Below are 13,691 nucleotides of genomic sequence, written 5' to 3'. Positions count from 1 at the left end.
CCTAAAAGCACTGGAAGGAACGGACTCTCCGCAGGTCGGTTCCATAGAACACCCATCTGAAACCGGTCCATCTAAAACCGGAAATTGACTGGCGTCCGATGAAAGTTGGGTAGAACCAGAAGGACTGGCCGCTGGTCAGCCAAAGGTATGTGTAACGGAACAAGCATCCGCGGATGGCTCCGGGATCGACTGCAAAAGCACTTGGTCCCTGTCCTCCTGTGCTGAGTGTCTGTGCTGTGGCCTGTGTTGGTGTAAAGGCAGGCGGAGGTCCAGCCGGAGCCTGCTGCCCCTGGCCCATCCCTTGCTGACCGGGAGGATATCCTGGAAAGCCCTGCCCTTGGCCGCCAGGAGGAAAAGAAGGAAATCCGGGTCCGCCTTGTCCGGGAGGAAACCCGGGAAATTGCATTTGCCGATAATCAAACATAGAAAATACCCCTCTCAAATATAGTCACTTTCACTATATGCAAAGGGGTATTCGCCTGTGCCAGGAGCTGTAATGGCGCCCGGAATTTAATCTTTATTGTTGAAAAGCTGTCTGGATAACATTTTTTAAGGTAGTGGCAGAGTTGTCAAACTGTTCCTTTTCCTTATCATTCAAAGGCATTTCGATCACTTTTTTAATGCCGTCACGGTTAATGATCGCCGGTACTCCGATATAAAGGTCATCCATGCCATATTCTCCTTCCAACAGAGCAGAAACGGTCAGGATACTGTTTTCGTTATTGAAAATGGCTTTCGTAATTCTCACCAGCCCCATGGCAATTCCATAATAGGTGGCACCTTTTCTTTCAATAATGTGATAGGCAGCGTCACGCACATTGACAAAAATCTCTTCCAGCTCCTTTTGGGTTTGAGGTGCATCCATATCAATCATCTCCCGTAAAGGACTCGCTCCGATGGTTGCATGGCTCCAAACAGGAAATTCAGTATCTCCATGTTCACCCATGATATAGGCATGGACGTTTCGGGCATCAATGTCAAAATGATCGCCGAGAAGATAACGCAGGCGGGCAGTGTCAAGAATTGTTCCAGATCCGATTACCCTTTCCTTCGGCAGCCCGGAAAACTTCCATGTCGCATAGGTCAATATGTCAACCGGATTGGTTGCTACCAGGAATATGCCGTCGAATCCGCTCTTCATTACTTCTCCAACTATGCTTTTGAAAATCTTTATATTTTTTTCAACAAGGTCTAATCGGGTTTCGCCAGGTGCCTGATTGGCGCCAGCCGTTATGACAACAAGGTCGGCATCGCTGCAGTCACTGTAATCACCGGCCCAGATTTTTAATGGAGAAGAAAAGGGAAGGCCGTGGTTGAGATCGCGTGCATCTCCTTCTGCTTTTTCTTTATTCAAGTCAATTAGTACAAGCTCACGGGCGGCCCCTTGATTCAATAATGCAAAGGCATAACTTGATCCAACGAATCCAGTTCCAATTAAAGCAACTTTACTTTTGAAATTTGCCAATGTAATCACCCTTGTTTAAGTTTTTTTGTTTATGTTGTTTGTGTTTGTATAATATTTGTTTGTGAATTATTTCACAAGTTAAATATACCATAAGCTATTTGAAAAATCACGAGAAAATTTAGTGACTTTAAAGTTTTTCCCAAGTTTGACTCCTGCATAAGTGTAAATCGTTAGGTTTGTCCTGCTGAGAGAAGACATGAACGAGTGCTGCATCCGGTGGACAGGTCCGCGAAGAGATGTCTTGGGTAAATGTAAAAGAATTGGAATTAGGTGCTTCCCCATTCACGAGCAAAATGAGCTTTCATCTAAAAATAACGGTAAAAAGTTCCCTTATTCTCTAAATATCATCGGAAAAAGCTTAAATAGAGGAAGAAAGTTCCCTTATTTAACTTAAACCACTGAAAAAAAGTGATTTATCTTTAAATAAGGGGAAAAACTTCCCTTATTCACGAGCAAAATGAGCTCTCAACTAAAAATAGCGGTAAAAAGTTCCCTTATTTTCTAAGTAGCATCGGAAAGAGTTTAAATAGTGGAAGAAATTTTTTCCTTATTGATTTAAACACTGGAAATAGGCGCTATTTCTTTGGATAAGGGTAATCACTTCCCTTAACGAGATCAAAATACAAAGAACATGTCCCCAAAGGGCCGCCTTGGATACATGAACGAGGTCGAACTCCAAAGAACATGTCCCCAAAGAGCCGCCTTGGGTACATGAACGAGATCGTAATACAAAGAACATGTCTCCAAAGAGCCGTCTTGGGTACATGAACGGGGTCAAACTCCAGAGAACATGTCCCCAAAGAGCCGTCTTGGGTACATGAACGGGGTCGAACTCCAAAGAACATGTCTCCAAAGGGCCGTCTTGGGTACATGAACGGGGGCGTACTCTAAAGAACATGTCCCCAAAGGGCCGTCTTGGGTACATGAACGAGTGCATCCTCTAGAGAACATGCCTCCAAAGAGCCGTCTTGGGTACATGAACGGGGGCGTACTCTAAAGAACATGTCCCCAAAGAGCCGTCTTGGGTACATGAACGAGGTCGAACTCCAAAGAACATGTCCCCAAAGGGCCGTCTTGGGTACATGAACGGAGGCGAAATTCAAAGAACATGTCTCCAAAGTGCGGACGTGAGTACATGAACGAGCCAGACCTCCCAAAAACATGTCTCCAAAGAGTCTGCATGGGTAGAGTAACTAGGAAAAACCACCTCTAATATATCCCCAAATAAAAAAAGCCTGAACTCTACTTACGGAGTTCAGGCTTCGGGTGCTATATTAGTGAGGCAGGAATGCTAATTGATACATAAACAGGACGGCGAACAGGTATACAAGCGGATGAACTTGTTTCCATTGTCCTTTCACCACTTTTAACAGCGGGTAAGAAATAAATCCAAGGGCGATGCCTGTTGCGATACTGGAAGTCAGCGGCATGCTGAGGATAATTAAAAAGGCAGGGAATGCTTCGTCCAGCTCTCCCCATTTAATATGAGAGATGCTTCCCATCATCAGGCTGCCGACGATGATCAGGGCAGGAGCTGTGATAGCCGAAATGCCTGAAACCGCACTCACCAAAGGACCAAAGAATGCTGCAGCTACAAACAGAACGGAAACGGTTAAAGATGTCAGCCCTGTTCGTCCTCCTGCAGCAACACCCGCTGAAGATTCAATATAGGCTGTCGTCGGGCTTGTACCAAACATAGCTCCGATCGTTGTTCCAGCAGAATCAGCCAAAAGGGCCGCTCTAGCACGAGGCATTGATTTGCCTTTCATCAATCCTGCCTGCTCGGCAACACCGATCATTGTTCCAGTAGTATCAAAAATTGTTACAAGAAGGAAAGAGAAAACGACTGCATACAAGCTGTGTTGAAAAACATCGGCAAATGCGGTCAAAGGATTTCCCACAATCAATCCTTCAGGAAGGGAAGGAAGAGAAGCGATTCCTTCAAACTTTAAATCACCTGTGAAGAATGCGATGATTCCAGTAACGATCATGCCAAGGAACAGGGCACCGTGAATATTGCGGACCATCAGAACCAACGTGACAGCCAGGCCGACCAACGCCAGCACTACTGAAGAAGAATGAAGGTCACCCAGGGCTACCAGGTTTTCTGGATGAGAAGTAATGATCCCGGTCAGGCGCAAGCCTATAAAAGCGATGAATAACCCGATACCAGCGGTGATTCCGTGCTTTAGGTTTTCGGGAATTGCTTCAATCAATTTTTTTCTAAAAGGTGTCAGGGACAAAATCACAAAGATAATCCCGGCAACAAATACGGCTGCAAAAGCTGTTTCATAAGAGATATTTTCATTGGCACCTACTACTGAATAAGTGAAGTAAGCGTTCAAGCCCATTCCGGGAGCAATCGCGATCGGATAGTTGGCGAACAGAGCCATCCATAATGTACCGACAATAGCCGAGATGATCGTGGCTGTGAATACCTGGTCAAAAGGGACCCCTGCATCTGCCAGGATAACCGGGTTGACAATCACGATGTATACCATTGTTAAAAAGGTTGTTATACCTGCGATGATTTCAGTTCTGACACTTGTATTATGTTCTTTTAATTTAAACATAAAGAGACCTCCAAAAAGACGAACAATTTTTAAACACAAATTCTATATTATTCGTTAACAGGTGTTTTTTCAAGAGGATTCTTAAAATCTATACAATTTTTTAACCGCATTTACTTCCAAATGGAAGGTGACTTCGGTAAGATAGTTAAAACACAGAAATGAAAGGGTGTTCAGAAGTGTATAGTGAAATTCAAGGAAAATCTGTCTATGATCAGATTGAATTTTTAACGAAAGCTCTAATCGATCAGGAAAGCTATAATAACACCGATGGAGAAAGAAGAAAAGCTGAGCAGATCAAGGATATTATTGCAACGTTTCCTTATTTTCAACAGAATCCGGGGCACCTCTGGACCCAGCCCGTTCCAGGTGACGAGCACGGACGTTTCAACGTTTTTGCGAAAATAAGTGGAAAATCGGAACGAACCCTGCTTTTCCATGCACATCTGGACACTGTAGGGACAGATGATTACGGAATCCTTAAACCAGCTGCACACGACCCTGAATTTCTGGAAACGTTTTTCTCCAGGTATGAAGGGGATGAGAAGGTAAAGAATGATGCTCAGTCAGGCAAGTGGATGTTCGGCCGGGGCTCGCTTGATATGCAGAGCGGAATAGCTGTACACCTGGCGAATCTTCTGTATTTTTCAAGTATATCTGAAGAATTGGAAGGAAGCCTTCTTTTCCTGTTTAATCCTGATGAAGAAAGTGAACACGCTGGTATGATTACGGCCATTGATGAATTGTACCGTTTAAAGATGGAAGGAACTCAATTTCTCGCTGCCATCAACAATGACTTTATATCTCCTGTCTATGATGGTGATTGTAAACGATATATATACACAGGTGCTGCCGGAAAGCTGCTGCCTTGTTTTTATATAGCCGGTCGTGAAGCACATGTCGGCGATATCCTGACATCCATTGATCCGACCAGGATTGCATCTCATATCAATCTCAGGGTCAATCAGAACATTGACCTGCTTGAAGACATAGAGGGAGAATTTGTCCTCCCGCCGTCCTGTCTGTACCTTAAAGATAAGAAGAACGTCTATAATGTACAGACTCCCCTGGAAACCCGGATGTATTTCAACTATTTTGTGTATGAAAAGACATCTAAAGAGGTGCTGGAGGAGCTTTTGAACATTGCCAAAGACTCGGTCATGGAATTAGAAGCCTCTTCAAAGGAAACCTATGAAAAATACCGCACCCTGCATGACTTTCCGGAAAGGGAGGTTTCATGGAAAGTTGAGGTAACCGCCTTCGAAGATTTAGTAGAAGACCTGAGCAAAAAAGGATTGAATCCTGAAAAGGTGATGAATGATACACTGAGTGAAATGAAGGGCGAAGATAACCGTGAGATTGCCTTCGCCATTGTAGAGGCGCTGCAGAAGCTGGATCCTGACAAAACACCCAGGGTCATCATTTTTTTCGCACCTCCGTTTCTGCCGCATAACTACTTAAACAACGAAAATGAATACGGAAAAAAAGTGAATTCAGTATTGAAGGCATGCTTAGAAAAAACCGCCGAAGAAACGGGAGAGGAATTCGAAATCAAACGATTTTTCCCCTATCTGGCGGACGGAAGCTTCCTTTCGCTGCATGAAAGTGATGAAGAAATCGAAGCCTTCAAAGACAACATGCCGATGATCGAATCACTTTACCCTGTGCCGATTGACCGCATCCGTGAGCTCAATATCCCATCCATCAACATAGGTGTGTACGGAAAAGACGGCCACCAATGGACAGAGAGAGTCTATAAACCATACACCTTTTCAACTCTCCCTGAAATCATCCGGGGAGTGACTAAAGAGCTTTTAAAAATAGAGTAATTGAAGAGTGGCTGGCGGCTTAGGCTGTCAGCCATTATTGCTGTCGAGAAGACATAAACACCCTCAATTCGGGCTAATAATAAGAGATTGTACAGAGATTGGTCCGCAATGAGTGGATGCGGCCCAATGAGGAGAAGAGATTGTGCAAATAGTGGTCCGCTACGGTTGAATGCGGTCCATTGAGAAGAAGAGGTTGTGCAGATAAAGGTCCGCAATGGATGGATGCGGCCCAATAAGGAGAAGCCCCTGCGCAGTTAGCGGCCCGCAAAGAGTGGATGCGGCCCAATAAGGAGAAGCCCCTGCACAGTTAGCGGCCAGCAACCCGGTGAATACGGACCAATGAGAACAAGCCCTGCGCAGTTAACAGCCAGCAAGGATGAAGAAACCACTACCAGCCTCATTACTACTGGCTATTAAGAAGAGTCCAGCAAAACAAAAATTCGCCGGCATTCCCAAGATTCCCTCATGATATTGCTTTCAAAACACATAAATATAGTTAACAGGGGTAATAAACAAACAAACACAAAAAAGAAGCTAGACATCTAACGAGTTCTGTTTGCGAGAACAAAATTAAAAATTTGTGGCACTATTTCCTTTACATTTTCATCCCAGTATTAATACGAATGAAGGTAGTAAATTATATAAAGCTAGCAAAGATTTGATGGAACGGAAGGTGCGTGACCTCCTGCGGGACTAGCGTGACAGGTGAGACCCCGCAGGCGAAGCCGAGGAGGCTCACCGCACGCCCCGGGGAGTCACGCAGCTGGAGTGGAGATCAATAGACATTTTGGGGGTGCGAATAACTCAACCATTTCTTTGTCTAATTAGAAGTTTGTACTTCAAAACAGAACCTGTTACTAAACATCAGCTCCTTTTAATACATTTGAATTTACTTTGCCCACGTGATAAGGCTTTTGATATCAAGCCTGTCCGTCTTTCGTGCTTCCTGAATGGGTTTTCCTATGGTGATCAGCATGATAGGTACATACCGGTCTGAAACATCAAACTCTTCCATCAGTTTCTGCGGGTTGAATCCGCCGATTGGACAGGTATCCCAGCCTTTTCCTTTGGCAGCCAGCATTAATTGCATTGCCGCCAGAGAGGCGTTGCTGAATGCGGCGTCCCGGGGATAAAGCTCCCGTGAATAAGCACCTTCGATTTGCCGTACAAGAATATCTTTTAACTCTTGTGTCATTTCGCCTTTTTCGATGGAAGGATCCAGAACGGGATCGGCATTTTTATTTGCTTCCAGATCACCAAGAACCGCAATGACAGCTGAAGCGTCGACAATTTGCTGTTGATTGTATGCGATTGGCAGCAGCTTTTCCTGAGCTTCTTTATTGTGGAAAGTTAGAAAATGCCATTGCTGCAAGTTCCAGGCTGACGGAGCTCTGCCCGCTAATTGAAGTATTTCTACAAGTTCATCTGTTGCTATCTCTTTGGTTGGATCATAACTTTTAGTGGAACGTCTTTCTTTCATTGCATCAAAGATGTTTTCCAAGATGATAACCCCCTGAATTGTTTATAGAAAATAAATATGGTATCTTTTAGAGATTCTCTTACTCTATGTAAGGTTTAATAGTGACATCTTATAGAAGATGCCATTACGCGTCAAGGATCTGGTATACAGAAGTACATAGCTGCACATTTTTTTCATAATCAGTGCTTACACAGTAGTATTTACTAAAGATAAAAAAGATACGAGTCATATAGCAGCAATTTGCTGTCCGGGCTCTGAAACGAAACAGGAAAAATCACTAATACTTAGAGCAGAAAGGGTGATTTTGTTGCAGGGAAATAAAGAAGAAAAAATTCTGATCATTACCATGTTTGCGCTCGCCTTTTTACTTTTAGTCGTAATCGTCATTAAGTTTATCATTTGACCACAGTATGATCTTTAAAAAGACTCTTAGTCGGGCTGAATTTTTATCGAACCGGGAAATCATTTTACTGCTTCCCCGGTTTTTTCGTGTGAAATGGTCTGTGGGCATTGAGCTTTTGATAAAATAAATGGAAGGGGGAAAAGAGATGAAAATAAAGACATTGATGATTATTATGCTGGCCTATGGACTCTTGTTTTGCGGCATTATTACATATTTAAAATTATCCGAGCTGAAAGAGCCGCTGCTTTTAACCCATTATTATGAAAAAGAGTACTTACAATCAAAGATTGATTATATACCTCTGTACTATATTACCAACCAAGATGATCATTTTCAGTTGGTAAGCGTAGAGTCAGAAGCACTTCCTGGTCAAATGATTTTCGTTGAGCATGATTCTATCACCGGTAGAGAAGGGATATACAAACAGCACGAAGCGATCATCAGTATTGATGGTCTGCAGGAGGAAGTGATTCTGGATGAATTGATTTTTCATTTTTCAAACGGGACAGCAATTCAAGGGGATATCGGATCAATCAAGCTGAGTCCCATGAAAGATTCAAACCCAGAAGACCTTGTCGTTCATTTTTCTACAAGCGGCAGCAGCAATACAGGGGAATCCTATACGGTTGGAGACGTAAAGAGAGATGGAGAGTTAACAGAAATCGCTCTTCCGTTTCCGGAAATGGTAGAACCTGTTTTGAAACTGGATGTGGAAAAGATGAGAAGAAATTATTCACCCGGCAATCATGAACAATTGTTAAGCTCTAATGAAAAACAGAGCGCAGCAGACATCGCTCTTCCAATCAAAGCAGCAAGAGGTGAGAAGATAAAAGTAAATGCGGTGGTTGATAAATCCCTTATGTATAAAAACAATATCCACGCAATAGAAGCAGACGTCAGAGGAGTTTTCCAAACTGGAGATGAAGAGATAGAGCAGAGCTTGATCCGGATTACCGAACAACCCTATTTAACTTCCAAACAGATAAAAGAACTTAAAAAAATCAGGGAAGAGGGTGGTCAGTAATGGAACGGGGAGTCAAATTGCTTGTCTGGGGTCTGCTTTTTGTGCTGATCGATATAAGGATTGTCACCTTGGATCTTGTCCATGATGGAATTGGCTATATTCTTTTATATAAAGGATTGAATGAACTGCCCTATTCAAAGTGGGTGTCATATGCAAAGGGTGCCGCAGTTATACTTGGACTATTGTCTATAACTGAGATTTTTGGGTTTACTACTATTAATTTGAATGAAACGGGGCAGGATGTCACTTGGTATGTAATCATAGGAGGAATCGTGTCCATCCTGTCTCTTTTCTTTCATATGAACCTGCTGTCAGCTCTGCAGGAGACGGTACAGGATGAGGATGAACTGCAGGGGTCTGTCTCTGGATTTAAAACCTTTTATCTTATATTCAATCTAATTTTGATTATGGCGCTTCCATTAATTTTGATTTTCAACGATATCGTGTCCGTATTCTTGTTTGCAGCACTTATTGTCGGAATGATAGTTGAGATTGTTTATATTGTCAAAGTGAATTCCTTCAAAGGGATTGTTCCTCCACAAGATCTTGCTTCTTAAGAAGCGTTCTGCCGCATAGAGTGTTACAAGGTGAAAAATTGTAACGGGCTTGGAGGACATCATGTATAAAGAATTCAAGGAGTTCATCTCAAGAGGAAATGTATTTGACTTGGCTGTGGCTGTCATGATCGGAGCAGCCTTCAGCAAAATCGTGGAATCCTTGGTCAAAGATATGATGATGCCGGTCATTGGAATACTTTTTGGCGGCGTCAATTTTGCAGGGATGAGCTACAGAATCAAGGCTGAAGTCATCTACTATGGAGCTTTCATTCAGGCCCTGGTCGACTTCTTCCTCGTGGCGGCGTCGATCTTCCTCATGATAAAAATCTTCAACCGACTGCGTGGAAAAGGCGATTCCTATGAAATCAAGGCAGCAACTCAATTGGAAGTCCTGGCCGAAATCCGGGAAATTTTAAAGAGAATGCAAGATGAAAAAGATGATGATCTTCCGGCGGTCAAAGGCAGAAGGACATCCATACGATTCAAGAAAAGAGACTGATGGCTGGATGCGTCAGTCTCATATTTTTTGGGGCTCAATGACCGGTGTTGAAAGGGGAGGAGATGGGCGAACGAGTTCTGAAAGATATCAGGGGAAAAAGCAGTGTCCAGGTGTCCCTCGTGGGGCTTTCGAGGGACACCAAAAGAGCAAAAATGGAGCTCAGGTGTCCTTCGTGAAAGCCATGAGAGCCACCTGAAGTGGAAAAACAGTGTCCAGGTGTCCCTCATGGAGATTTCGAGGGACACCAAAAGGGCGAAAATGGAGCTCAGGTGTTCTTCGTGGAAGCCATGAGAGCCACCTGAAGTGGAAAAACAGTGTCCGCAGGTGTCCCTCGTGGGGGTTTCGAGGGACACCAAAAGGGTGAAAAAAGCACTCATGTGTTCTTCGTGAAAGCCATGAGAGCCACCTGAAGTGGAAAAACAGTGTCCAGGTGTTCTTCATGGAGTTTTCGAGGGACACCAAAAGGGCGAAAATGGAGCTCATGTGTCCTTCGTGAAAGCCATGAGAGCCACTGAAGTGGAAAAACAGTGTCCAGGTGTCCTTCATAGGGTTTTCGAGGGACACCAAAAGAGCAAAAATGGAGCTCATGTGTTCTTCGTGGAAGCCATGAGAGCCACCTGAAGTGGAAAAACAGTGTCCAGGTGTCCCTCGTGGAGTTTTCGAGGGACACCAAAAGGGTGAAAATGGAGCTCATGTGTCCTTCGTGAAAGCCATGAGAGCCACCTGAAGTGGAAAAACAGTGTCCAGGTGTTCTTCATGGAGTTTTCGAGGGACACCAAAAGGGCGAAAATGGAGCTCAGGTGTCCTTCGTGGAAGCCATGAGAGCCACCTGAAGTGGAAAAACAGTGTCCAGGTGTCCCTCGTGGGGGTTTCGAGGGACACCAAAAGAGCAAAAATGGAGCTCATGTGTTCTTCGTGGAAGCCACGAGAGCCACCTGAAGTGGAAAAATAGTGTCCAGGTGTCCCTCATGGAGTTTTCGAGGGGCACCAAAAGGGCGAAAATGGAGCTCAGGTGTTCTTCGTGGAAGCCACGAGAGCCACCTGAAGTGGAAAAATAGTGTCCAGGTGTCCCTCGTGGAGTTTTCGAGGGGCACCAAAAGGGCGAAAATGGAGCTCATGTGTCCTTCGTGGAAGCCATGAGAGCCACCTGAAGTGGAAAAATAGTGTCCAGGTGTCCCTCGTGGAGTTTTCGAGGGGCACCAAAAGGGCGAAAATGGAGCTCATGTGTCCTTCGTGGAAGCCATGAGAGCCACCTGAAGTGGAAAAACAGTGTCCAGGTGTCCTTCATAGGGTTTTCGAGGGACACCTTAGGGTAACCAGCGCCCATTTATGTGACACTAACACCGTAATAACATGTAACCCATCTTTTTTCCGAGAATAGTTATTGTATTCGTTATATTTTTCTGATAATATATTCTTCTGCTCACTAAAACGCCTACATAATTGTCAACTTTCTCCATTGCGGCTGAAATCACATGGAAAGGAGAAATACATGACGAACGAAACTCAATACCACCCCGATTTTCTTAAAGAAAAAGACAGGCTCGAATTTACGAAACGCTACATCGATGTTGTCATTCAAACTGCCCAGACAAGCAAAGACAAATTCAAAGAGAATATAGAAAGTGCCTTCGGTGATGTCGACTGGCTGGAATCTTCCGCCGCCTACATTGATATCCTAACCAACGCCAGTTTTTTCGAGATGTCGAAGGAAGAGTTGGAAGCGCTTCTTAAAGCCAAGAAGAAACCTTATTTCGCCAGGATTGATTTTAAACATGACGATTCTGAGGAAGAAGAGAGGCATTATATCGGAAAGACGTCGCTTTATCAGCGTGAAAACCAGGAGCAAATCATTGTGGACTGGCGCTCACCAATTGCGAACCTTTATTATGAGGGGCGAATTGGAGAGGTTTCTTATGAAGCTGAAGATGAAACCTACCAGGGCAATCTATCATTGAAGAGGCAGTATATGATCGAGGACGGCAGCCTGGAAGAAATCCGGGATATTGACTTGACCACTACTGATGAACTGCTTCAAGAGTCTCTTTCGAAAAGCTCCAGCAACCGCTTGACCGAAATCATTTCCACCATTCAGGAGGAACAGAACCGGATTATCCGTGCCGATCTTAATAAACCAATTATTGTCCAGGGAGCAGCGGGAAGCGGGAAAACAACCATTGCCCTTCACAGAATTTCCTATTTTATTTACAACTACAAACAGCATTTCGATCCGCGGCAGCTGATGATTCTTGCGCCCAGCAATCTGTTCATCGACTACATCTCGGAGGCTCTGCCGGAACTTGGAGTGGAAAGAGTGCGCCAGACGACCTTCAGTGATTACGTCATGACCTGCCTTGAAAAGGAACTGAAGCTTGCTGAGGATAACAAGCTGATCCGTCTGATTGAAAAAACAGATGAGGAAGCCAAGCAGGCCGCCTGGATATCGGGCTGGAAAGGGTCAAGGGATTTCAGAAAGATTCTGGATGCCTACCTAGCCGACATTGAAACCAGATTTTATCCAGAAGAGGATTTTGTCATCGATAAGTACCGGCTTTTTTCTGCGAAGAAATTCACCTCTCTTCTGAAAGATGACTATACGTACATGCCCCTCTATAGAAGAGTTGAAAAATTGAAACTGCTGCTGCAAAGCTATGTGCGTTCCAATAAGAAGATGATGGTTGATAAAGTGGAGAAATTTTTTGATGAAAAAATTGAAAAAGCACTCTACCATAAGAAATATGCTGCCAATCGAAAAGAGTATATTTCGAAAGCACTGGATAAAAAAGCGGAAAGAATGAAGGATGTCCAAAAGTCGATCAGAACAGGCCTGACTCAGTACATGAAGCAATTTGAGAAAAAATCACTCTTTCGATATTATGAAGAATTATTCTCGGATTGGGATAAACTCGTTTATTACAGTAACGAAAAACTGTCGACTGCACAGGCAAGGGAAATTTGTGAATACACCTTGAAAAGGTTAAAGAAAAAAACCTTTGAGATGGAAGACCTTGCTCCGCTGCTGTACCTGCAGACCGCTCTGTATGGGATCGACCCTTTTTACAAAGCAAAAAACGTCGTCATTGATGAAGCTCAAGATTACAGTTACCTGCAGCTGTATGCACTGAAAACCGCATTGCAAACGGACATGTTTACCCTTGTCGGCGACCTTGCCCAGGGGATTCATTCCTACCGCGGGTTGAAATCATGGGAGCCCGTTTACAAAGAGATTTTTCCGCGTGCGACCTATACGGAGCTGCAAAAAAGCTACAGAACCACGATTGAAATTATGGGAGAAGCCAATAAACTGTTAAAAAAACTGCCCAATGACTTTCCACAAGTCACACCGGTTGTCAGGCATGGAAATAAGCCGGAATTCTTCTCTTATACAGAGGAAGAAGAATTAACAGAGAGGCTGTCCAAGCTGATTTCCGAACTGCGGAAAGAAGAGGATTTCCATACCTTTGCTGTAATAGGCAAAACAATGAGGGACTGTGAAAAAATTGCTGCCCTCTTGGAAAATAGATTTCCTGAAGGAGTGAAGCTTCTTGCCGAGCAGGAAAGCATTCCTAAAAATAAGATTGTCGTCGTTCCTTCCTATCTATCAAAAGGCCTCGAATTTGATGCTGTCATCATTGCCTCAATAGATGAACAATATAGTGAAGCAAACGAGCTTGATATTAAACTTCTTTATGTCGGAATGACCAGGCCCTTGCACAGGCTGTATTTTTTCGGAAAAGATAAAGCTGACTTTTTGTTGGAATAAAACACCTAGGATGTAGAGCGAACGGAATTAGTATAGTATGAAAAAAGTCCTTTCCTGCGAGAGCCGGGAGAGGGCATTTTTTTAGCGTTTTTATGATGGGA

The 13,691-nt window shown here is 43.9% G+C and carries 10 protein-coding genes; 6 read left to right on the top strand and 4 right to left on the bottom strand.

Annotated elements, in window-relative coordinates:
* Nucleotide 1: 1 nt before the first annotated feature.
* The 3 genes from FZC79_RS19580 to FZC79_RS19570 form a co-directional block, all read right to left on the bottom strand.
* Nucleotides 2-424, bottom strand: a complete 423-nt coding sequence (locus tag FZC79_RS19580) for a transporter (protein ID WP_187442899.1) — start codon at nt 422-424, stop codon at nt 2-4.
* Nucleotides 425-517: 93 nt separating this feature from the next.
* Nucleotides 518-1,465, bottom strand: a complete 948-nt coding sequence (locus FZC79_RS19575) for an L-lactate dehydrogenase (RefSeq protein WP_148948406.1) — start codon at nt 1,463-1,465, stop codon at nt 518-520.
* A 1,274-nt stretch (nt 1,466-2,739) separates the two neighbouring features.
* Nucleotides 2,740-4,038 carry an NCS2 family permease gene (locus FZC79_RS19570; protein ID WP_148948405.1) on the bottom strand — a complete coding sequence of 433 codons (1,299 nt, stop codon included), beginning with the start codon at nt 4,036-4,038 and terminating at the stop codon, nt 2,740-2,742.
* 176 nt (nt 4,039-4,214) lie between these two features.
* Here FZC79_RS19570 and FZC79_RS19565 point away from each other — a divergent pair, with 176 nt between their 5' ends.
* Nucleotides 4,215-5,864: a M20/M25/M40 family metallo-hydrolase gene (locus tag FZC79_RS19565; RefSeq protein ID WP_148948404.1), complete on the top strand. Its 1,650-nt coding sequence runs from the start codon at nt 4,215-4,217 to the stop codon at nt 5,862-5,864.
* Between the two features lie 889 nt (nt 5,865-6,753).
* Here FZC79_RS19565 and FZC79_RS19560 read toward each other — a convergent pair.
* Nucleotides 6,754-7,371 (bottom strand): nitroreductase family protein, encoded by a 618-nt coding sequence (locus FZC79_RS19560; RefSeq protein WP_252183408.1) that lies wholly within the window; start codon nt 7,369-7,371, stop codon nt 6,754-6,756.
* A gap of 521 nt (nt 7,372-7,892) precedes the next feature.
* Between FZC79_RS19560 and FZC79_RS19555 the strand changes: the two genes are divergently transcribed.
* The 5 genes from FZC79_RS19555 (at nt 7,893) to helD (ending at nt 13,590) form a co-directional block, all read left to right on the top strand.
* Nucleotides 7,893-8,771 (top strand): hypothetical protein, encoded by an 879-nt coding sequence (locus tag FZC79_RS19555; RefSeq protein WP_148948402.1) that lies wholly within the window; start codon nt 7,893-7,895, stop codon nt 8,769-8,771.
* Complete coding sequence (locus FZC79_RS19550; protein WP_148948401.1) at nt 8,771-9,328, top strand: hypothetical protein; 558 nt, start codon at nt 8,771-8,773, stop codon at nt 9,326-9,328. The genes FZC79_RS19555 and FZC79_RS19550 overlap by 1 nt, the downstream gene beginning before the upstream one ends.
* A 61-nt stretch (nt 9,329-9,389) precedes the next feature.
* Nucleotides 9,390-9,827: a large conductance mechanosensitive channel protein MscL gene (mscL, locus tag FZC79_RS19545; RefSeq protein WP_148948400.1), complete on the top strand. Its 438-nt coding sequence runs from the start codon at nt 9,390-9,392 to the stop codon at nt 9,825-9,827.
* 411 nt (nt 9,828-10,238) lie between these two features.
* A complete protein-coding gene (locus tag FZC79_RS19540) occupies nt 10,239-10,448 on the top strand; it encodes a hypothetical protein (RefSeq protein ID WP_148948399.1) in 210 nt (69 codons plus the stop codon).
* Nucleotides 10,449-11,319: 871 nt separating this feature from the next.
* A complete protein-coding gene (gene helD, locus FZC79_RS19535; RefSeq protein WP_148948398.1) occupies nt 11,320-13,590 on the top strand; it encodes an RNA polymerase recycling motor HelD in 2,271 nt (756 codons plus the stop codon).
* Nucleotides 13,591-13,691 lie beyond the last annotated feature (101 nt).

This window comes from Rossellomorea vietnamensis (genome assembly GCF_008180615.1).
Lineage (GTDB): Bacteria > Bacillota > Bacilli > Bacillales > Bacillaceae_B > Rossellomorea > Rossellomorea vietnamensis_D.
The sequence above is the reverse complement of the archived record's forward strand: the minus strand, read 5'-3'. Positions and strand labels throughout refer to the sequence as shown.

What these genes read in the sequence shown, in the direction of transcription:
- FZC79_RS19570 (WP_148948405.1), bottom strand. Translation starts at nt 4,038, where the DNA reads ATGTTTAAATTAAAAGAACATAATACAAGTGTCAGAACTGAAATCATC.
- FZC79_RS19550 (WP_148948401.1), top strand. Translation starts at nt 8,771, where the DNA reads ATGGAACGGGGAGTCAAATTGCTTGTCTGGGGTCTGCTTTTTGTGCTG.
- mscL (WP_148948400.1), top strand. Translation starts at nt 9,390, where the DNA reads ATGTATAAAGAATTCAAGGAGTTCATCTCAAGAGGAAATGTATTTGAC.
- FZC79_RS19555 (WP_148948402.1), top strand. Translation starts at nt 7,893, where the DNA reads ATGAAAATAAAGACATTGATGATTATTATGCTGGCCTATGGACTCTTG.
- FZC79_RS19580 (WP_187442899.1), bottom strand. Translation starts at nt 424, where the DNA reads ATGTTTGATTATCGGCAAATGCAATTTCCCGGGTTTCCTCCCGGACAA.
- helD (WP_148948398.1), top strand. Translation starts at nt 11,320, where the DNA reads ATGACGAACGAAACTCAATACCACCCCGATTTTCTTAAAGAAAAAGAC.